This window comes from Nonomuraea sp. NPDC049709 (assembly GCF_040674815.1).
GTDB lineage: Bacteria > Actinomycetota > Actinomycetes > Streptosporangiales > Streptosporangiaceae > Nonomuraea.
The window spans coordinates 52805-73561 of record NZ_JBFANM010000063.1 but is presented as its reverse complement, the minus strand read 5'-3'; the positions used below and the strand labels follow the sequence as shown (position 1 = coordinate 73561).

Annotated in this window: 18 protein-coding genes; 9 read left to right on the top strand and 9 right to left on the bottom strand. The window is 72.1% G+C overall.

Annotated elements, in window-relative coordinates; genetic code table 11:
• Nucleotides 1–92: 92 nt before the first annotated feature.
• The 5 genes from AB0J69_RS44795 to AB0J69_RS44775 form a co-directional block, all read right to left on the bottom strand.
• Nucleotides 93–1835, bottom strand: a complete 1743-nt coding sequence (locus AB0J69_RS44795) for a spherulation-specific family 4 protein (RefSeq protein ID WP_364131366.1) — start codon at nt 1833–1835, stop codon at nt 93–95.
• A gap of 3 nt (nt 1836–1838) precedes the next feature.
• Entirely contained in the window at nt 1839–2654 is an 816-nt protein-coding gene (locus AB0J69_RS44790) for a carbohydrate ABC transporter permease (protein ID WP_364131363.1), read from the bottom strand.
• Complete coding sequence (locus AB0J69_RS44785; protein ID WP_364131361.1) at nt 2647–3597, bottom strand: sugar ABC transporter permease; 951 nt, start codon at nt 3595–3597, stop codon at nt 2647–2649. Before AB0J69_RS44785 ends, AB0J69_RS44790 begins: the two co-directional genes overlap by 8 nt.
• 1 nt (nt 3598) lies before the next feature.
• On the bottom strand, nt 3599–4852 hold the full coding sequence (locus AB0J69_RS44780) for a sugar ABC transporter substrate-binding protein (protein ID WP_364131358.1): 1254 nt from the start codon (nt 4850–4852) through the stop codon (nt 3599–3601).
• A 70-nt stretch (nt 4853–4922) separates the two neighbouring features.
• The gene (locus tag AB0J69_RS44775; RefSeq protein WP_364131355.1) at nt 4923–6050 is read right to left on the bottom strand and encodes an ROK family transcriptional regulator; all 1128 of its coding nucleotides are present in this window, start codon (nt 6048–6050) and stop codon (nt 4923–4925) included.
• A gap of 73 nt (nt 6051–6123) precedes the next feature.
• Between AB0J69_RS44775 and AB0J69_RS44770 the strand changes: the two genes are divergently transcribed.
• Nucleotides 6124–7371, top strand: a complete 1248-nt coding sequence (locus AB0J69_RS44770) for a Gfo/Idh/MocA family oxidoreductase (RefSeq protein WP_364131352.1) — start codon at nt 6124–6126, stop codon at nt 7369–7371.
• Here AB0J69_RS44770 and AB0J69_RS44765 read toward each other — a convergent pair.
• Genes AB0J69_RS44765 through AB0J69_RS44755 form a run of 3 tightly spaced genes read right to left on the bottom strand, consistent with a single transcriptional unit; the run spans nt 7368 to nt 10790 of the window.
• Entirely contained in the window at nt 7368–8468 is a 1101-nt protein-coding gene (locus AB0J69_RS44765; protein WP_364131349.1) for a 5-methyltetrahydropteroyltriglutamate--homocysteine S-methyltransferase, read from the bottom strand. The genes AB0J69_RS44770 and AB0J69_RS44765 overlap by 4 nt on opposite strands.
• Nucleotides 8469–8474: 6 nt before the next feature.
• A complete protein-coding gene (locus tag AB0J69_RS44760) occupies nt 8475–9947 on the bottom strand; it encodes a long-chain fatty acid--CoA ligase (protein ID WP_364131347.1) in 1473 nt (490 codons plus the stop codon).
• Between the two features lie 51 nt (nt 9948–9998).
• Nucleotides 9999–10790, bottom strand: a complete 792-nt coding sequence (locus AB0J69_RS44755) for a PaaX family transcriptional regulator C-terminal domain-containing protein (RefSeq protein WP_364131344.1) — start codon at nt 10788–10790, stop codon at nt 9999–10001.
• Between the two features lie 107 nt (nt 10791–10897).
• Here AB0J69_RS44755 and AB0J69_RS44750 point away from each other — a divergent pair, with 107 nt between their 5' ends.
• From AB0J69_RS44750 to AB0J69_RS44720, 7 genes are all read left to right on the top strand, one after another.
• A complete protein-coding gene (locus AB0J69_RS44750) occupies nt 10898–12088 on the top strand; it encodes an ABC transporter substrate-binding protein (RefSeq protein ID WP_364131342.1) in 1191 nt (396 codons plus the stop codon).
• Between the two features lie 3 nt (nt 12089–12091).
• Nucleotides 12092–12847: an ABC transporter ATP-binding protein gene (locus AB0J69_RS44745; protein WP_364131340.1), complete on the top strand. Its 756-nt coding sequence runs from the start codon at nt 12092–12094 to the stop codon at nt 12845–12847.
• Nucleotides 12844–13503, top strand: a complete 660-nt coding sequence (locus tag AB0J69_RS44740; protein ID WP_364131337.1) for an ABC transporter ATP-binding protein — start codon at nt 12844–12846, stop codon at nt 13501–13503. The genes AB0J69_RS44745 and AB0J69_RS44740 overlap by 4 nt, the downstream gene beginning before the upstream one ends.
• A 22-nt stretch (nt 13504–13525) precedes the next feature.
• Entirely contained in the window at nt 13526–14386 is an 861-nt protein-coding gene (locus AB0J69_RS44735) for a branched-chain amino acid ABC transporter permease (RefSeq protein ID WP_364131335.1), read from the top strand.
• A complete protein-coding gene (locus tag AB0J69_RS44730) occupies nt 14383–15354 on the top strand; it encodes a branched-chain amino acid ABC transporter permease (protein ID WP_364131332.1) in 972 nt (323 codons plus the stop codon). Before AB0J69_RS44735 ends, AB0J69_RS44730 begins: the two co-directional genes overlap by 4 nt.
• Nucleotides 15355–15417: 63 nt before the next feature.
• Complete coding sequence (locus AB0J69_RS44725; RefSeq protein WP_364131329.1) at nt 15418–18159, top strand: AAA family ATPase; 2742 nt, start codon at nt 15418–15420, stop codon at nt 18157–18159.
• A 100-nt stretch (nt 18160–18259) separates the two neighbouring features.
• Complete coding sequence (locus AB0J69_RS44720) at nt 18260–19174, top strand: alpha/beta hydrolase (protein ID WP_364131326.1); 915 nt, start codon at nt 18260–18262, stop codon at nt 19172–19174.
• Nucleotides 19175–19244: 70 nt separating this feature from the next.
• On the opposite strand, the gene AB0J69_RS44715 is transcribed toward AB0J69_RS44720, so the two are convergent.
• A complete protein-coding gene (locus AB0J69_RS44715; protein WP_364131323.1) occupies nt 19245–19802 on the bottom strand; it encodes a carboxymuconolactone decarboxylase family protein in 558 nt (185 codons plus the stop codon).
• 132 nt (nt 19803–19934) lie between these two features.
• Here AB0J69_RS44715 and AB0J69_RS44710 point away from each other — a divergent pair, with 132 nt between their 5' ends.
• Complete coding sequence (locus AB0J69_RS44710; protein ID WP_364131321.1) at nt 19935–20741, top strand: helix-turn-helix transcriptional regulator; 807 nt, start codon at nt 19935–19937, stop codon at nt 20739–20741.
• Nucleotides 20742–20757 lie beyond the last annotated feature (16 nt).

Below are 20757 nucleotides of genomic sequence, written 5' to 3'. Positions count from 1 at the left end.
GTCCCGCCCCCCCGGGGGGCGCCCACCACCTGGTGGGACGGGTCCCCCGGGGGTCCCCCGGGCCCCCGCCCCCCGGGGCCCCCCCCGGCGCCTCAGGAGACCGGCACGATCGGGCTGTACGCCTCGGGTGAGCTGCCGGAGCCGTGGAAGACCACCCGGTGCGCCCCGCTCAGTGGCGCAGTCAGGGGCACGCGCCACACGAACAGGTCGTCGGCCGAGGAGACCAGCGGGTTCAGGTCCACGGGCGTCCAGTTCCAGCCGGACCCCGCGTGCCGGTAGTACCAGGAGTTCTCGATGAGGTAGTCGGCGCCGATGCCCGCCACCGCGAACCCGGTCGCGGCGTCGTTGTCGGCGTCGATGTACACGTGGTGGAAGTCGAACGGCAGGTTGTAGCGCGCCTGGTAGGTTGCGCTGCCGTCGGCGACGGAGCCGGCCGCCTCGGAGATGGGGTCCCCGCTGGGCACGGCGGTGGTGACGGTCAGCGGCCGCGCGGGCGCGGACTCGTTGCCGCTCGCGTCCCTGGCGAGGACGGTGAAGGTGTACGAGGTCGCCGGCGTGAGGCCGGTGACCGGGACGGTGGCGTCGGCGGGCAGCAGGGCGGCGGGCAGGCGGAGCAGGCGCCGGCCGTCCATGAGGACGTCGTACCAGGCGGTGTCCGCGGTGCGCTCCCAGGCCAGCCGCACGCTGGCCACCTTGACCTGGCCGGCGCCCAGCCCCGCGGGAGTGGCCGGCGGCGCCGCATCCGCCTTCCTGGTCCGCAGGGACACGGCGGCGCCGGCGGCCGAGGCGTTGCCGGCCGCGTCGCGGGCCTTGACGGTCACCGTGTAGGCGGTGCCCGGGTCGAGGTTCTTGACGGTGACGGCGGGCACGCGGCCCGCGGTGCCGGTGACCCGCAGCCCGTCCAGGTGGACGTCGTAGCCGACCGCGCCGGGCGAGGGCCGCCAGGCCAGGGTGAGCGAGGTCGGGCCGCGCTTGACGGCCGTGGCGGGGCCGGGGCGCGCGGGCGCCCTGGTGTCCGGCGACCTGGCCGCGTCCAGCTCCGCCCGCCAGTAGTCCGGCAGGGTGTCCCAGGGGTTGGCCAGCACGTCGGGGGTGACGTACACGTGGCCCGCCCCGCGCTCCTTGGCCAGGCGCAGCGCGTCTTCCATCTGCTCCTGGGTGGCGGTGGCGTGCACGAGGTGCCAGAACCGGCGCGGGTCCCGGCCGCGCTGCCAGGCGGGCGGCTGCCAGCCCTGGTACGTCTCGTACGTGCCCTCGAACGTCAGGCTCACGTCGGCGATGTCGGCGTAGCACTCCTCGGTGCCGATGCCGGGATTGATCACCGTGAACGCGCCCCGGTGCAGGCTCCTGATCGACTCGTCCAGCGCCCGGTAGGTGTCCGAATAGGCGTTGCCGGGGCCGCAGACGTTCTGGACCTCGTCCAGGAAGACGCCGCCGAGGCCGTGGGCGCCGTACAGGTCGTACCAGCGGGCCACCTCCTGCTGCGCCTGCGCGAGCCAGGCGAGCGGGGTGGTCTCGCCGAGCCTGGTGGCGCGGCCGGTGCTGCCGAGGTAACCGGTGGCCACGTAGCCGAGCACGGTGACACCGGCGGCGCGGGCGTCGGAGATGGCCTTGGCGTAGTTGGGGTCGAAGTCCTTGCCGGGGCCGGAGAACGGGTTCGCCACCACGATCCCGACCCCCGGGTCGGACAGCTGGCCCCACAGGTCGCCCGGGTAGAAGTACGCGGGCACGGCCAGCGACAGGCCGGGCTCGTCCGCGGATGACGACGCGTGGGCCGTGCCGGTGAACGAGCCCAGGAGGAGCACCGCGACCGCGGCGGCTCTGCGTAAGAACATGAGTCAGCCTTTGCTGCCGGTGTGGGCGATGCCCTGGATGAACTGTCGTTGCAGGAACACGAACACGGCGATCACGGGGAGCGAGGCGATCAGCGAGCCGGCCATCAGGACGGGGTAGTCGGTCTGGTACTGGCCCTGGAGCGCGGCCAGCCCCGCCGACAGCGTCATCTTCTCCGGGTCGGTGTTGACCACCAGCGGCCAGAACAGGTCGTTCCACGCCCACAGCAGGGTGAGGATGCCCAGCGCGACGAGCCCGGGCCGGGCCAGCGGCAGCATGACCGACCAGTAGATCCGCACGGGGCCGGCGCCGTCGAGCCGGGCCGCCTCCTCGATCTCGCGCGGCAGGCCCAGGAAGAACTGCCGCAGCAGGAACACCCCGAACGCGCTGAACAGGCCGGGAACGATGATCGCCTGCAGGCTGTTGAGCCAGCCCAGCGAGGACATGATCTGGTACTGCGGGATCACGAAGAGCTGCGGCGGCACCATGAGCACCGACAGGAAGACGCCGAACAGCAGGTTCCGGCCGGGGAAGCGCAGGCGGGCGAAGGCGTAGGCGGCCATCGAGCAGAAGAGCACCTGCCCGGTCACCCGCCCGGCGGCCATCAGCACGGTGTTGAGGAACTGCTCGCCGAACGGCAGCAGGTCGAAGACCTTCGCGTAGTTGTCCCAGCGCCCCTCGGGCAGGAACGTCGGCGGCACGGCGGTGGCGCTGCTGAGCGTCTTGAGCGAGGTGATGACCTGCCAGACGAACGGCGCCACCATCAGCAGCGACGAGACGATGAGCAGCGCGTGCACGCCCAACGGGCGGCGCTCAGACATAGTGCACCCACTTCCGCTGGAGCCGGAACTGCAGCATCGTCAGCACCGCGATGAGCACGAGCAGCGCGATCACGATGGCGGCCGCGTAGCCCCGGTCGTTGGTGACGAAGGCCCGCTCGTAGAAGAGCTGCACGACGGTCTGCAGCCGCGAGTACGCCGGGTTGGCCCGCGCCGACTGCCCGGACCCGGTCATCACGAAGACCAGGTCGAAGAGCTGCAGCGAGCCGATCACCGAGACGATCGAGATGAAGAACGCGGTCGGCGACAACATCGGCAGCGTGATCCTGAAGAACTGCCGGATCCGTCCGGCCCCGTCGATGGACGCGGCCTCGTACAGCTCCTTGGGGATGCCCTGCATCCCGGCCAGGAAGATGATCAGGTTGTAGCCGACGCTCATCCAGATGCCGACCACGACCAGCGCGTACATGGCGGTGGCCGGGTCGGCGATCCAGTTGGGCCCGTCGATGCCGACGATCGAGAGCACCTGGTTGACCAGGCCGTAGTCGCCGTTGTAGAGCCAGCGCCAGAGCATCGCGACCGCGACCGGCATGGTCACCACGGGCAGGAAGAACGCCGTCCGGTAGAGGCTCACGCCGCCCAGGCCGGGCCGGTTGAGCAGCGCGGCGAACACGATGGCCAGCGGAATGCCGAGCAGGCCGAGCACGGTGTAGGTGAGCGTGTTGAGCACCGCCCGCCCCACCTCGGGGTCGGAGAACAGCCGGGTGTAGTTCTCCAGACCGGTCCAGGTGTGCCCGCCGAACGCGCCCCACTCGGTGAAGGAGAAGTAGGCGGTCTGCACGACGGGCCACAGGTAGAAGATGGCCAGGCCGAGCCCGGTGGGGGCGATGAACGCGTACCCCCACAGGGCCTCGGCCCGCGGCCGGCGCCGCTTCACCGCGTGGGCGGCCCCGGCGGGCCGCCGCGTTTCGGCGGTCGTGCTCACGTCACTCCTTGGCCAGCAGGTCGTTCATGCCGGCCGCGAGGTCGGCGGCGGCCTTCTCGACCGGCACCTCGCCGGTCCACGCCTTGGTGAGGTGGGTGAGCTCGGCCTCCTGCCAGGCGGCGGTGTTCTTGGAGACGGGGTACGGCACCGCGTACGCGACCGAGTCGAGGAACGTCTGCAGCTTCCACTCGGGGTGGGCGGCCACCCAGTCGCTCTGGGTCCCGTTGTAGGCCGGGATCGGGCCCTTCTTGCCGAGGATTTCGGCGGCCGGCTTGGAGCCGAGGAACTTGACGAACTCCCACGCCTCGGCCGGGTGCTCGGTCTTGGCCGACACCACGTTGGCCACGCCGTGGATGATCGTGGCCTGCTTCTCACCCTTCGGCAGCGGGGCGACGTCCACCTTGTCCTTGGTGTAGTCGTTCTTGCCGAACTCGGCCACGTTCCACGAGCCGCCCCAGTACATCGCCAGCTTGCCGGCCTCGAAGAGCTGCAGCGGGGTGGTGTCGGTCATGGTCTTGAGGTCGGGCGACTGCTTGGCGGCGATGAGGTCGGTCCAGAACTTCAGGCCCGCGATCGTCTTGGGGTCGTCGTAGCCGGACTTCTTGCCGTCCGGGGAGATCACGTGGCCGCCGGCCTGGTAGATCGTGTTGTACTGGTACTCCTGGAAGCTCGTGAGCTGCGCCCCGACGGCGTAGACGCCCTTCTTGGGGTCGCTGAGCTTGGCGGCGGTCTCCTTGAAGTCGGCCCAGGTCCAGTCGTCGGCCGGATATTTCACCTTCGCGGCGTCGAAGAGCGTCTTGTTGTACCAGACGCCGACCGTGTCCATGTCCTTCGGCAGGCCGTACAGCTTGCCCTCGTAGGTGTAGAGGTCCACCAGGGCCTTCGGGTACACCGACGAGTCGACCTGCTCCTCGATCGGCTTGATCACGCCGTTGGAGGCGTAGAGCTGGAAGTTGGGGCCGTTCATCCAGAAGACGTCGGGCGCCGCGCCGCCGCTCACCGCGGCCTTCATCTTCGTCCAGTAGTCGACCCAGGGGGTGAGCTGGACGTCCACGGTGATGCTCGGGTAGGTCTTGGTGAACTCCGCGGCCAGTTCCTGCATGACCGCCTGCTGGGTGGCGTCCCAGACGCCGTAGGACAGCTTCACCCGCTTCTCAGGCTGCGTGTCCGTGCCGGCCTGCTCACCGCCGCCGCACGCGGAGGCGAGCAGTGCCACGCAGAGGAGCGCCGCACCGCTCCGTGCCGACTTCCACATCTCCCGGTCCTCTCCTAGAACGTGGGAGTAATGATGGAGTCCAGGAAAATTGTTGGCAAGAGTGGCTTTGTTACAGATGGCTCACGAGCGGGGTGCGGCCGTCGAGCACGCGGTCCTCCACGTCGTCGAGCGCGAGGCGTACGGCGCCGAGCACCACGGCCTCGTCGCCCAGCGCCGACATGCGCACCTCGGGGGTGCGGATGCACCAGCGGTCCAGCTCCCGCCTGAGCGGCTCGATGAGCACGTCGGCCGAGCGCGAGAAGCCGCCGCCGACCACGACCATCTGCGGGTCCAGCGTCAGGACCAGCGCGGACGCGCCCAGCGCGAGGTCCTTCACGTAGCGGCGCACGGCCGCTAGCGCCGCCTTGTCGCCGTTGCGCGCGGCGGCGAACACGTCGCCCGCCTCGCCGTTGGCGTCGCTCAGGTGCTCCTGGGCACGGATCCAGCCGAGCACCGGCAGCGCGCCGATCTCGCCCGAGGCGTTGCCGAAACCCTTGTGCAGCTTGCCGTCGATGACCAGGCCCGCGCCGGTGCGGAGCCCGGCCAGCAGGAACACCATGTCCTTGGCGTAGCGGGCCACGCCGCGCCAGCACTCGGCCAGGGCGGCGAGCTTGCTGTCGTTCTCGACCAGCACCGGGGCCGGGACGAGCCGGCGCACGTGCACGGCCAGGTCCACGCCGGTCCACTCGGGCAGCGCCTCCGACAGCATGACCTTGCCCGCGCCGTCCACCAGGCCGGTCGTACCGACGCCCGAGGCCCACACGTCGCCCCCGGTCAGCCCGGCGCCCTCCAGGCACTCCGCGACCGCCCGGTCCACCGCCGCCAGGCGTTCGAGCCGGCCCATCTCGGGCGTGACCGGGACCCGGGCGCTGTGCTGCACGTCGCCGTCGAGGTCGGCGACCACCGCGCGGATCTTGTGCCCGCCGATGTCGACGCCGAGCACCCGGCCCGCGTCGGCCCGGAACCGGTAGCGCCTGGCCGGGCGGCCCACCCCGCCCGCCGTGGCCCCGGCCTCGGCCACCCAGCCCTTCTGCAGCAGCTCCCGGACCACGTCCTCGGTCGAGGCCCGCGACAGCCCCGTGCGCTTGGCGACCTCGGTGAGCGTGAGCGACGACCGGCCCTGCAGCACCTTGATCACGGCCAGCGCGTTGAGCTGCCGCAGCCGCGACAGATCCCCGCCGCTCATCTCCGCCGCCATCGGCCCCCCTTGCTGTCTGCTTCCTCAGACCGAATAATGATGCTCTCCATGATATTTCTTCGGGGAAGGTTCCATGACTGAGGTGACTCTAGCCGTCGTCGGCGGCGGCCTGCGAGGGCTGACCTACGCGCGCCGCGCGCACGCCACGGGCGCGGGGCGGGTGGTGGCGGTGGCCGAGCCCGATCCGCAGCGCCGGGCGGCGTTCGCGGCGGAGTTCGGGATCGTGCCGGAGCAGGTCTACTCCGACTGGAAGGAGCTGGCGGCGGACGGGCGGCGGGCGGACGCGGCGATCATCGCCACGCACGACCGGCTGCACACCGATCCCGCGGTGACGCTGGCGGACCTCGGTTACCACATTCTCCTGGAGAAGCCGATGGCGACGGAGGAGCAGGAGGCGATCAGCATCGCCGAGGCCGCCCGGCGCAACGGCATCATGCTCGCGGTCTGCCACGTGCTGCGGTACACGCCGTACACGAAGGTCGTGAAGGAGCTGCTGGACGCGGGGCGGATCGGGCGGCTCGTCAGCGTGCAGCACCTGGAGCCGGTTGGGTGGTGGCACCAGGCGCACTCGTTCGTGCGCGGGCACTGGCGGCGCCAGGACACCTCGGCGCCGATGCTGCTGGCCAAGGCGTGCCACGACATCGACTGGCTGGTGCACCTGTTCGGCCGGCCGCCGTCCCGGGTGTCGTCGTTCGGCTCCCTGTCGCACTTCCGCGCCGAGGAGCGGCCCGCCGAGGCGGCCGACCGGTGTCTCGACTGCCCGCTGGAGCCGTCGTGCCCGTACTCGGCCAAGCGCCTCTACCTGGGCTGCCTCGGGGACCCGGACAGCGAGTTCTGGCCGCTGTCGGCGGTCACGCCGGGGCGGACCGAGGAGGCGGTGCTCGACGCGCTGCGCACCGGCCCGTACGGCAGGTGCGTGTACGCCTGCGACAACGACGTCGTCGACCACCAGGAGGTGGTGATGGAGTTCGACGACGGGGGGACCTGCTCGTTCACGATGAGCGCGTTCACCCCGATGGAGCACCGGCGCACCCGCCTGTTCGGCACCCACGGCTACATCGACGGCGACGGGCGCACGCTGCGCGTGGTGGACTTCCGCACCGGCGAGGAGGAGACCGTCACCACGGACGACGTGGCGGGCCCGTCGGCGGCGGACGGGCACGGCGGCGGCGACGAGGGGCTGACGGACGCGTTCCTGGCCGCCGTCGCCTCGGGTGACGGCTCGCTGCTGCGCTCGGACGCGGCCGAGAGCCTGATGACGCACCGCGTCGTCTGGGCCGCCGAACGCGCCCGCCACACCGGCTCCGTGGTGACCCTCTAGCCCCAGACCTCCTGGGCGGTCTCGGCGATCAGGCGGAGCTTGGCGAACTGCTCGTCCTCGGTGAGCTGGTTGCCCTCGACCGTCGAGGAGAACCCGCACTGCGGCGACAGGCAGAGCTGGTCCAGGTCGATGTACTTGGCCGCCTCGTCGATGCGCCGCTTCAGCGTGTCCTTCGACTCCAGCTCGCCCCGCTTGGTGGTGACCAGCCCGAGCACGACCATCTTGCCCGGGGGCACGAACCGCAGCGGCTCGAACCCGCCCGACCGCTCGTCGTCGTACTCCAGGAAGAACCCGTCCACCTTCAGCTCGCCGAACAGCGCCTCGGCGACGAAGTCGTAGCCGCCGGCGGCGGCCCAGGAGGAGCGGAAGTTGCCGCGGCACATGTGCGTCGTGATCGTCATGCCCGCCGGCTTGGCCGCGAGCGCGGCGTTGATCTGCCTGATGTAGCGCAGGTGCATGTGCTCGGCGTCGTCGCCGCGCCCGGCCAGCTCGGCCCGCTGGGCCGGGTCGTTGAGATAGGCCAGGCTCGTGTCGTCGAACTGCAGGTACGTGCACCCCAGCGCGCCGATCCGGCGGACCTGTTCGGCGTAGGCCGCGCTCAGGTCGCGCCAGAACTCCTCGACGTCCGGATAGACCTCCGGGTCGATGGCGGCCGGCCCGCCCCGGTAGTGCACCATGCTCGGCGAGGGGATGGTCAGCTTGGGCACCGCCGTGCCGACGGTGTCGCGCAGGAACGCGAAGTCGTCGGCGAAGATCGGCTCGGTGAGCCGGATCCGGTCGTGCACGCGCAGCGCGGCCGGGGTGAACTCGATGTCGCCCTGCTCGTTGTGGAAGCGGACCGTGATGTGCTCGTCGGCCGCCTGGCCGATGCCGCCGAGCCGGTAGATGAAGTCCATGTGCCAGGAGGCGCGGCGGAACTCGCCGTCCGTGGCGCTCTGCAGCCCTGCCTCCTGCTGCTTGCGCACCACGTCCCGGATCGCCTCGTCCTCGGCCTCCCGCAGCGCGTCGCCGGTGAGGGTCTCACGGGCGCGCAGCAGCGCGGCCGGGCGGAGCAGGCTGCCGACATGGTCTGCGCGGAAAGGCGGTGAGGTACGCATGGAAGATCATCCTTCTCCGTAGAGCTTTCTCAGCGGGGCCTTGAGGAGCTTGCCCGCCGCATTCTTGGGCAGTTCAGCCACGAATTGCAGATATTTCGGGATCTTGTAGCGGGCCAGCCGGCCGTCCAGGTGCTTCAGCAGCTCGTCACCATCGGCCACGGTTCCGGGCCGCAGGACGACCAGGGCCTTGCCCACCTCGCCCCACTTCTCGTCCGACACGCCGATCAGCGCGCACTCGGCGACCGCGGGGTGCTCGTACAGGGCGCTCTCCACCTCGGCGGGATAGATGTTCTCCCCGCCTGAGATGATCACATCCTTGATCCGGTCGGAGATGCGCACGTAGCCGTCCTCGTCGGCGACGCCGACGTCCCCCGAGCGGAACCAGCCGTCGGCGGACAGCACCTCGGCGCTCTCCTCGGGCCGCCGCCAGTAGCCGGGCATCACGTTGGGGCCCTGGACGTACAGCTCCCCGGGCTCTCCCGGGGCGGCGGGCGAGCCGTCGGGGGCGACCAGCCGGACGTCGGAGAAGAAGCACGGCACCCCGGCCGTCCCGGCCTTGTCGATGGAGTGCTCGGCCCCGAGGAAGAGCGCGCCGGGCGCCGCCTCCGTCATTCCGTACCCCTGCAGGAACGTCAGCCCGCGCTCCTGGTAGAGCCGGATCAGCGGCTCGGGCACCGGCGCGCCACCGCACAGCAGGTGCCGCAGGCTCGACAGGTCGGCCGTGGCCCAGCGCGGCGAGCGGGCCAGGAGGCCGAACATCGACGGCACCCCGAACATCACCGTCACCCGCTCCGCCTCGATGAGGTCGAACGTGCGCTCCACGTCGAACGACGACTCCAGGACGACCCGGCCGCCCTTGAGCACGCTCGGGACGAGCGTCTGGGCCAGCGCCGCGATGTGGAACAGGGGCGCGCTGATCAGCACCACCTCGTCGTGCGCCAGCGGCACGTCCACGAGCAGGTTGACGGTGTTCCAGGTCAGGTTGGCGTGGGTGAGCATGGCACCCTTGGGGCGGCCGGTGGTGCCCGACGTGTACATGATCAGGCACACGTCGTCCTGGCCCACGGGCTCGTCGATCGGCTCGGGCGAGCCCGACGCGAGCAGCGCCTCGTAGCCGGCGGCCGGCAGGTGGCGGCCCGGCAGCCCCGCGCCGTCCCGCTCCTCCCCCAGCACGAGCACCGCCGGATCGGCGTCCTCCAGGATGAAGCGCAGCTCGGGCTCCGCCAGCCGGGTGTTGAGCGGCACGAACACCGCGCCCAGCAGCCCCGCCGCGAAGAACGTCTCCACCATCGACGGCTGGTTGGCCCCGAGGAAGGCGATGCGGTCGCCGCGCCGCACGTCCAGCGCCGAGGCCAGCCGGTTCACGCGTTCCCGCAGGTCACGATAGGTGTGGTCGCGACCCCGGTACGACAGCGCGACCCGGCCGGGCGTCATGCGGGCCCTGCGCGCCGGCCACGAGCCGATCCCCTGATTCCGCATCGGCACTCCTTGAGGCTCAAGCCCTCAAATTAGGCCACTATGTGATCGCTGTCACCGTTCTGCCCAGGTTTCATCGGGAACGGTGTCCAGCAACCGCGCCACGACCTGCTCCGCCTCCGGCCGGAACCGCTCGTGCAGCGTGTGGCAGACCCGCTGCGCCTTCTCGGCCGGCCAGTCGTGCGGCAGGTAGCGCAGCGGCAGCCGCGGGTCGGTCCTGATGATCTGCAGCCAGCCGGTGAGCAGCGTCAGCGACCGGGCCAGGTCGTCGGTGGCGTCCGGCGCCGGGTCGGCCTGGTCCCACCGGCTCAGGAACGCCCGGTAGCGGGCGCCCAGCCCGGCCAGGTCGTACGCGTCCCCGACCAGGGCCTGCATGTCGGTCGGGTGCCGCGGCTCGGCGGCGAAGACCTTCACGTTCGCGCCCAGGTCCTCGATCACCCCGGCCGCGTCCACCTCGCCTGGAGCGATCCACAGGCCGTTCTGCAGCGGGCCGAACCCGGCCCACACCAGCCTCGACCGCAGCTCGTGCCGCTGCCGCTGCCAGGACTCCGGCAGCGAGAAGCCGATCAGCGTCCACCGATCCTCGTCGGCGTCGTTGACCACGCCGCTGTGCCAGATGCGCCACTCGCCGTCCTTGAGCACCTCGCTGCTGGTCGGGGTGAGCCCGAAGTACATGCGCCGCCCCGAGCGCTGCCGGCGCAGCAGCCCCCGGCGGACCATCCGGGTCAGCGTCGAGCGCGTGGCCTCCTCGGAGATCCCGACCTTGCCGAACGCCTCGATGAAGCTTCGCGACGAAACGCAGATCCCACGGCCATATACGTGATCTCCGAGGAAGGTCAGAATCACCGATTGAGGCCTCATAACAGCTTGTCTCCAGATATTCGGCACTCTATTGACAGCCGTAATGTACCTGCCTACATTCGGGGCCACATCGCCCGGTCCAGGAGGTTCTGATGCGCAGGCTTCTACCGTCCCTGGCCTGTCTCCTCCTGGCCGTGACCGCCTGCGGCGGCGGAGAAGGAGGCGGATCCGGTGGGCAGGATCCGATCAAGGTGGGCCTCATCGTCTCCCTGACGGGCAACTACACCCCGCTCGGCAGCGAGGACAAGAAGGCCGTCGAGCTGGCCGTGGAGCAGGTCAACGCGCAGGGCGGGCTGCTCGGCCGCAAGGTGGAGCTGGTCCCGCGCGACGACAAGACCGCCCCCGACCAGGCCATCGTGGCCTACAACCAGATCAAGGGCGAGATCGACGCCTTGATCGGGCCGGTGTTCTCCAACGCGGCGCTGGCGGTCGAGCCGCTCGCGCAGCGCGAGAAGATGCCGTACCTGTCGCTGGCACCGGCCCAGGAGCAGGTCGAGCCGATCAAGTCGTACATCTTCGTCACGCCCGCCCTGTCCAGCATGTACGCCGAGCGCTACCTGCAGTACATCCAGGCCGAGGGCATCAAGACGATCGCGGTCGCGTGGGACTCCAAGAGCGCCTACTCGGTCTCCGGCCACGAGTCCATGGTGGCCCTGGCCTCCAAGTACGGCGTGACGATCGCCGTGGACGAGCCGTACGAGACCACCACCTCCGACTTCAGCGCGGTCTTCCAGCACGTGCGCGACTCCAAGGCCGAGGCGCTGGTGTTCTGGGGCTCGGGCGCGCCCGGCGTGACGGCCGCCAAGCAGTACGTGGCCTCCGGGCTCAAGACACCGCTGTTCCTGACCGCGTCGCAGGCCAGCAAGCTGTGGCTGGAGCCGATGGGCACCGCGGCCGAGGGCATGACCGTGCAGAGCGCCATCGGCGTGGTCGGCGACCACCTGCCGGACGGCAAGCAGAAGCAGATCATCGACCAGATGGCCAAGCCGTACCAGCAGAAGCACGGCTACCCGCCGCCGCAGTTCGCCCAGGACGGCTACAGCGCCTCGCTGCTGCTGTTCGAGGCGATCAGGAAGGCCGGCAGCACGGACAAGACCAAGATCCAGCAGGCGCTGGAGAGCATGGACCTGATCACGCCGAACGGCCGCTTCCGCTACTCCCCCACCGACCACTCCGGCCTGTCGCCCGAGTTCATCTCGGTCAACACGGTGAAGAACGGCCAGTTCGTCCCCACCGAGTGGGCCAAGGAGCAGCTCACCAAGACCGTCACCGCGGCGGGGTGAGGCGTGCTGCAGGTCACCGGGGTCTCACGCTCTTTCGGGGGCGTCTACGCCGTCCGCGACGTCTCGCTGAGCGTCGCGGACGGCGAAGTCTGCGGCGTCATCGGCCCGAACGGAGCCGGCAAGTCCACGCTGTTCAACCTGATCACCGGGCACCTGGCGGCCGACCACGGCCAGATCTCCTTCCTCGGGCACCGCGTTGACCGGCTCGCGCCGCACCGGCGGGCCCGGCTGGGCATGTCGATCGTCTTCCAGGCGGCCCGGGTGTTCCGCGGCATGACGGTCAGGGAGAACGTCATGGTGGGGCTGCACGGGCGTACCCGGGCGGGGTTCGTCTCGGCGGCGCTGCGGCTGCCGCGGCACCGGCACGACGAGCGTGAGATCGCGGCCGAGGCCGCCGCGGCGCTCGAACGCGTGGGCCTGACCGAGTGGGCGGACCGGCCCGCCGACCGGCTGCCGATCGGGCAGCAGCGCGCGCTGCAGCTGGCCCGCGCCCTGTGCGCGCGGCCCCGGCTGCTGCTGCTCGACGAGCCCGCCTCCGGGCTGCGCGGCGAGGAGCGCGAGCGGCTGGCGGCGCTGGTGGAGGAGCTGCGGGCGGGCGGGCTGACGATCCTGCTCATCGAGCACGACGTGGCGTTCGTGACCCGGCTGGCCGACCGCGTCGTGGTGCTCGACCTGGGCCAGGTCATCGCCGACGGCTCACCCGCCGAGGTGCGGGCCGACCCGCTGGTGCTCGCCGCCTACCTCGGACAGGCCTCATGATCGACGTCCAGGACCTGGTGGTCTCGTACGGCACCGCGACCGCGCTGGATCACGTCACCCTCACGGTCGGCAAGGGCGAGATGGTCGCCCTGCTCGGCCCGAACGGCGCCGGCAAGTCGACCCTGGCGAACACGCTGGCCGGGCTGCTCGCCCCCGCCTCGGGCACGGTGCGGATCGGCGGCCGGCTCGCGCTCATCCCCGAGGGCCGCCAGCTGTTCCCGGGCCTGTCCGTCGCCGACAACCTGGCCCTCGGCGGCTGGCGGTCCGGCCTGCGCGACCCCTCCTTCGTGTACGACCTCCTCCCCCGGCTGGCCGAGCTGGCCGGGCGGCGGGCAGGGGTGCTGTCCGGCGGCGAGCAGCAGATGGTGGCCTTCGGCCGGGCCATGATGTCGCGCCCCGAGGCGCTGGTCGTGGACGAGCTGTCGCTCGGGCTGGCCCCCAACGTCACCGCCGACCTGGCCGCGCACCTGACCGAGCTGAACCGGACGCAGGGGCTGACCGTGCTGCTCATCGAGCAGAACGCGCGGCTGGCCTTCGACCTGTGCTCGCGGGCGTACGTGCTGGAGGTCGGGCGCGTGGTGACCGAGGGCGAGTGCGCGGATCTGGCCGACGACCCCAGGGTGGCCAGCGCGTACCTGGGCGGGGCGATCACATGAGCGGCCCGAAGGGGGCGACGGCGTGAGCGCGTTCCTCACCTACCTCCTGAACGGCCTCGCGGTCGGATGCGCGATCGCGTTGATCGCCAGCGGCCTGGTCACCATCCACCGCGTCACCGGCGTGGTGAACTTCGCCCAGGGCACGTTCGCCGTCGTCGCCGGACTGTGCACGTCCTCCCTCCTCGGCCTCGGCTTCCCGCACGGCCTGAGCGAGCTGGCCGCCGTCCTGGCGGCGGCCGTGGCCGGGCTCCTGACGGGCCTGGCCGCCATCGGCAAACCGGGCACCACCCCCCTCTCCGCGCTGATCGTCACCCTGGGCGTGGGCGTGCTCGCGTACGCCGTGGAGATCGTCCTGTGGGGCGATCAGCCGCGCTCGGCCCCCGGGCTGGCGGGCTCGCTGACCGTGGCCGGGGCGCGCATCCAGACGCAGCACCTGCTGGTCATCGGCGTGACGGCGGCCACGTTCGTGGTGCTGGCGCTCTTCTTCGGCCGTACCTACCTGGGCAAGGCGCTGACCGCGTGCGCCTCCAACCCGTACGCCGCCCGCGTCGTCGGCATCGACACCCGGCGGATGGGGCTGCTGGCGTTCGCGCTGGGCGGGCTGCTCGGCGGCATCGCCGGGGTGCTGGTGACGCCGCTGCGGCCGATCTCGTTCGACACCGACGTCACGCTGATCGTCAACGGCTTCGCCGCGGCCGTCTTCGGCGCCCTCACCCGGCCGGTGATCGCGCTGGCCGGGGCGCTGCTGCTCGGCGTGGCCGAGACCATGGCCGCCGGCTACGGCTACGGCTCCCACCAGCTGGAGGTGGCGCTCGGTCTCATGATCATCGTCATGATCGTGCAGGCGAGCCGCCGCTCGGCCATCTCCGAGGAGTCCGCATGATCAGGCTCGCGGCCGGGATCCTGGTGGCCGCCGTGACGCTCGCCCTGCCCGCGGTGCTCGACGACAGCGTGCTGGCCGTGTACATCCTGCTCGGGCTGGCCGCGATGGTCACGGTCGGGGTCTCCCTCCTGATGGGCTACGCGGGGCAGGTGTCGCTGGGCCAGGGCGCCTTCTACGCCATCGGCGCCTACACCGCCGCGCTCCTCTCCCTCGGTGGCGTCCCACCGGTGGCCGGTCTGGTCGCCGCGCCCGTGGCCGCTGCCGTGTCCGCGCTCGTCATCGGCACCCCGCTGCTGCGCCTGCGCGGCCACCACCTGGCCTTCGCCACGCTCGCCATGCAGCTCATCCTGCTCTCCCTGGCCGGGCAGCTGGAGTTCACCGGCGGGGACATCGGGCTCCAGGGCATCCCGCAGTTCAGCGTGGGGCCGTTCGAGGTCGGGAGCGCGGCGGCGTACGCGTACATGACCTGGGGCGGGCTGGCGCTGGTGATGCTGGTGACCCACAACGTCATCACCTCCCGGCCGGGCCGCGCCCTGCGCGCGCTGGCCACCAGCGAGACCGCGGCCGCCTCGTCGGGGATCCCGGTGGGACGCTACAAGCTGGTCGTCTTCGCGCTGTCGGCCGCCTTCGCGGGGCTGGCCGGCGGGATCTACTGCTTCTACACCGGCTACGTGGCGCCGGGGTCGTTCCCGGTGCTCATCTCGATCCAGTACATCGTGATGGCGGTGGTCGGGGGGCTGGGCACGATCTGGGGGGCCGTGGTGGGGGCCACCGCGATCACGCTGCTGGTGCAGGGGCTGGACAGCCTGGCCTCGCTGCCGGGGATGCCCACGTACGCGCCGAGCGTGCTGTCGTACGCGGTGTACGCGCTCGTACTGATCGTGGTGGTGCTGTTCATGCCGCACGGCCTGGTCCCCGCCGTCTCCGGCCGCCTGTCCAGGAAACGGGCGGAGACCACGTATCGGTGAAATCACCGGTCTCTCCTGAACGTCCCCTTTCAGACATGACATCCGCGCGTAACACTGGACGGCATGTCCCCTGTCAAGTGCGCACCCCCGCTGCGCGGCCGTGGCGAGGAGGAGCGCGCCCTTCGGCGGCTGCTCGACGGCGCCCGTGCGGGATCCGGCGGGGCGCTGCTGCTGGTGGGCGCGCCGGGCATGGGGAAGACGGCGCTGCTCGACCTGGCCGCCGCGCATGCCGCCGACGGCTTCCGGCTGTTACAGGTCTCCGGGGTGGCGGCCGAGTCGCGGCTGCCGTACGCCGGGCTGCACGGCCTGCTGCGCCCCGTCGCCGCGTCCGCCACCGCCCTGCCCGACGCCCAGTCCCTCGCCCTGATCTCGGCCCTGGAGTCCGGTACGGCCGCCGGCGGGCTGGCGTTGCCCGCCGCCGTGCTCGGGCTGCTGTCGGCGGTGGCCGCCCGGCAGCCGGTGCTGGCCTGCGTGGACGACGTGGACCTGCTGGACCCGGCCAGCCGGGAGGTGTTGTCGTTCGCGGCCAGGCGGGTGTCGGCCGAGCCGGTGGCCCTGCTGTTCACGGCGCGTACGGGCGTGCCCGACGGCATCCCGGCGCGGGAGCTGGGCGGGCTGGACGCGGCGGCCGTACGCGAGCTGGCCGGTGACCTGGCGCCGGGGAAGGTGGCCGAGGACCTGCTGGCGGCGCTCGACCAGATCGCCTGCGGCAACCCCCTCGCCCTGGCCGAGCTGATCGGCTCGCTCACCCCCGACCAGCTCGCCGGCCTGGCCGCCCCGCCCGCGGCGCTGCCCAGGGACGGGCGGCTGTGGCGGGCGCACGCCGCCCGCCTGGCCGAGCTGCCGGAGGAGGCGCGGCGGCTGCTCCTGCTGATCGCCGCCGACCCCGGCCTCGACGTGCCGACGCTGATCCGGGCGGCCCGGCCGGCGTGCCCGCTGACGGCGCTGGAACCGGCCGAGCGCGCGGGCATCCTGCACTCAGCGGGCGACCGCTACGACTTCCGCGACCCGGCGGTGCGCGGGGTGGCGTACTACGGGGCCTCCCTGCTGCGGCGGCGCAGCGCCCACCGCCTGCTGTCCGCCCTGCTGAAGGACCCCGGGGACGGCGGGGCGCAGCGGCTGCGGCGCGCCTGGCACCGCGCCTGGGCCCTGGACGGCCCGGCCGAGCGGCTGGCCGACGAGCTGGCCGCGGCGGCGCTCGACGCCTGCCCGCCCCGTGGCCACCCCGAGCCGTACCTGGCCCTCGAACGCGCCGCCGAGCTCACCGAGCACGACCACCCCGCCAAGGCCGAGCGCCTGGCCGCCGCCGCCCGGCACGCGTGGGTGGCCGGCCGCCCCCAGGCGGCCCGCTCGCTCCTGGCCAGGCTGCGCAGCCTGGCCGCCCCCGACGAGCTGCGCGCCCACGTCCAGCTCCTGCACGGCAGCCTCGAACTGCTCGGCGGCGAGACCGGCAGCGCCCGCGAGGAGCTGCTCTCGGCCGCCGCCTGGCTACTGGAGAGCCACCGCATGCTCGGCGTGCGGGCGCTCGTCCGGGCCGCCGACGCCAGTTACCGCGCGGGCGACAACCGGGCGTTCATCGCGATCGCCCGGCAGGCCGCCGCGCTGCGCCGCCCCGACGAGACGGTGCCGACGCAGCTCATGTTCGAGTATCTGGCCGGGATGGCCTCCACCTTCAGCGGCTCGCACCAGGAGGCGGCCGCCCCGCTGCGCCGGGTCGTCGAGCTGGCCGGGTCGGTACGCGACCCCGCCGTGCTCGTCTGGGCCTGCGTGGCCAGCATGCTCCTCGGCGAGGACGCCACCGCCCACCGGCTGTCCGCTCGCGCCGTCGAGGCGGCCCGCGTGCGCGGCGCGGCCTCGGCCATGCCGCAGCTCCTGGAGTACATGATCTACCCGCAGATCTGGATGGGCCGCTACGCCTCCGTCGCCGCGACCGCCGCCCAGGGCCTGCGCCTGTCCCAGGAGACCGGCCAGCTCAACACCGCGGCCCAGCACCTGGCCTGGCTGGCGATCACGGCGGCCGTCGAGGGCGACCAGGAGACCTGCCGGGTGCGCGCGGACGCCGCCATCGGCCTGGCCGACGCGCACGACCTGGGCATCGCGGGCGCCATCGGCAACTGGGCGCTGGCCTACCTCGACCTGGCCGCGGGCCGCCCGGCCGACGCCGCCAACCGGCTGCGCGCCGAGCGGCGCAACCACAACCACGTCGTCATCCGCGTCATGGCCACGCCGCATCTCATCGAGGCGTGCGCGCGCACCGGCGACCAGGAGCGGGCCCGCTCGGCGCTGCGGGTGCTCGAACGCTGGGTGGGCAGCACGCGCAGCCCCGACCTGCGCGCGCTGGTGTCCCGCTGCCGCGCACTGCTGGCCGGGCCCGGGGAGGCCGAGGAGCTGTTCCGGGAGGCGATGGAGCTGCACGGGCAGGGCGCGTACGAGTTCGAGGCGGCGCGTACGCAGCTCCTGTACGGCAGCGCCCTGCGCCGCGACCGCCGCCCCGGCGCGGCCAGGACCCACCTGCACTCGGCGCTGGAGACCTTCGAGCGGTACGGCGCCCGCCTGTGGACCGAGCAGGCCAGGACGGAGCTGCGCGCCTCCGGCGACCCCGTCCGCCCCGCCATGGACGCGACCACGGGGCAGCTCACGGCCCAGCAACTGCAGATCGCCCGCATGGTGGCCGAGGGCGCGACCAACAAGGAGGTGGCCGAGCAGCTCTTCCTCAGCCGCCGTACCGTCGAGCACCACCTCAGGAACATCTTCAGCCGCCTCGGCATCCGCTCCCGCGTCGAACTGGTACGCCTCATGTCCTGATCGAAGGACCGGTGATTTCACCGATGCACGGCTGACTGCGCATCCGAACAATGGCGACAGACAGCAGTCACCCCCCGGTGAGCTCCCCAGTGAGCCCCCGATGAGCAGGGAGTATGACGACGTGCAGCTCTCCACCCCCCGATCCGGCGCGCGAACGTTGACCAAGCTCGCCCTCACCGTCTCACTGATCGGCGGCGCCCTGGCGGCCGCCACCCCCGCCCAGGCGGCGGCCGGCCCGTACGACCGCGGCCCCGACCCCACCGACGCCATCCTGGAGGCCGGCCGCGGCCCGTTCGCGACCGCGCAGACCAGCGTCTCCTCGCTCAGCGTGAGCGGCTTCGGCGGCGGCACGATCTACTACCCGACCGACACCAGCCAGGGAACGTTCGGCGCGATCGCCATCTCTCCCGGGTACACCGCCAGGTGGTCCAGCCTGTCCTGGCTCGGCCCGAGGATCGCCTCGCACGGATTCGTGGTGATCGGCATCGAGACCAACTCGGTCTACGACCAGCCCGCCAGCCGGGGCCGCCAGCTCCTGGCGGCGCTCGACTACCTGGTCGAGGACAGTTCGACCACGGTACGCAGCCGCATCGACGGCTCCAGGCTCGCGGTGGCCGGCCACTCGATGGGCGGCGGCGGCTCGCTGGAGGCCGCCGACGACCGGCCGTCGCTGCAGGCGGCGGTGCCGCTCGCCCCCTGGAACCTGACCAAGAACTGGTCGGGCATCCAGGTCCCGACCATGATCATCGGCGGTGAGAGCGACAGCGTCGCCTCGGTGACCACCCATTCGGAGCCGTTCTACAACAGCATCCCGTCCTCGTCGGAGAAGGCGTACCTGGAGCTGAACAACGCCAGCCACTTCTTCCCGCAGACCACCAACACCACGATGGCCAAGTCGATGGTGGCCTGGCTGAAGCGGTTCGTCGACGACGACACCCGCTACGAGCGCTTCCTCTGCCCGCCGCCCAGCGGCCTGTCGATCGAGGAGTACCGCCACACCTGCCCCAGCTCCTGACCTCTACCATCCGATGGCGGCCGCAGGCGGGCGGCCGCCATCGGCCTGTCCTCTCCCGGGGAGCGCCGGGTCAGGCGGCGCCGTTCCAGGCCTTGCCCGCCAGTGCCGCGTCGAGCGGCGTGCCGGTCACGTTGGCGACCCAGTTGGCCATGATCGTGTACGCCGCCTGCGTGATGACCTCCAGGACCTGGGCCCGGGTGCAACCGGCGCCGAGCAGCGCGTCGATCACGTCCTGGCCCACGTGCCCGCCGGTCCGCAGCAGGGCCCTGGTGAACGTGGCCAGCGCAGCCGCCCGCTCCTCCGGCAGGTCGTCCTTGCCGGCCCGCAGGGCCTCGATCACCTCCGGCGCGGCGCCCTCCCGCCCGGCGAAGGCGGAGTGCGCCGCCACTGAGTACGGGCACCGGTTGGCGACGCTGACCGCGAGGCCCACCACCTCCCGCTCGGCCCCGGTGAGCGTGGTCTGCCGCAGCGCGCGCTGCAACTGGTTGAACCCGTCGATGGCGACCGGGGCCACGGCCATCGCCCCGGCCAGGTTGGGCACGAACCCCACCCGCTGCCGCAGCTCGTCCAGCGGCTGCCGGGACGGCTGCGGCGCCGAGTCGACGGAGTGAACGGTGAAGACGGTCATGTCAGACCTCCGGTGTCTCCGGCCGCGGGTCGGTCCCCGGCCGGTAGCCACCACTGTCGGGTCGCCGGCGCCCCGTTCCAATTCCCTCGGAGGGAAGTGCGCGCGGACGCCGCAGGCCGTTGACTGTCGAGGGTGAGGACATCAGCGCTCCGGCCGACGGAGCACCCGCTGGGTTACCTGCTGCGCTACTGGCGGCAGGCCCGGCGGATGAGCCAGCTCGCCCTGGCCCACCACGCGCAGGTCTCGCCACGACACCTCAGCTTCATCGAGAGCGGCCGGTCGGCGCCGAGCCGCGAGATGGTGATCACGCTGGCGGGCGCGCTGCAGGTGCCGCTGCGGGAGCGCAACGACCTGCTGCTCGCCGCCGGGTACGCCCCCGCCTACCGCGAGAGCGACCTCGCCGGGCCCGCCATGGCCCGGGTCCGGGCGGCCCTGGAGCGGGTGCTGGCGCACCACGAGCCGTACCCGGCCGTGGTGATGGACCGCCACTGGAACATCACCCAGGCCAACCGCTCCGCGGAGGTCATGTTCGCCCACCTGCGCGGCGACCCGCCGGCGAACGCCACCGCCAACGTCGTCCGGCTCATGTTCGACCCGCTCGAGCTGCGTCCCCACGTCGTCAACTGGGAGCAGGTCGCCCCCGCCCTCATCCAGCGGGTGCACCGGGAGGCCGTGGGCGGCGTGCCGGACCCGGCCACCCGGGCGCTGCTGGCGGAGGTGCTCTCCCGCCCCGACCTGCCGGCCGCCTGGCGCGAGCCCGACCTGGCGGCCACGGTCCTGCCGATCGTCCCGGTCACCTTCGCGAAGGGCGGGGTGACCGTGAGCTACTTCTCGATGATCACCACGGTGGGCACGCCCCAGGACATCACGGCGCAGGAGTTACGGGTGGAGAGCTTCTACCCGGCCGACCTCGAGACCGAGGAGCACCGCTGGACGTGACCGCCCGGGTAAAGAG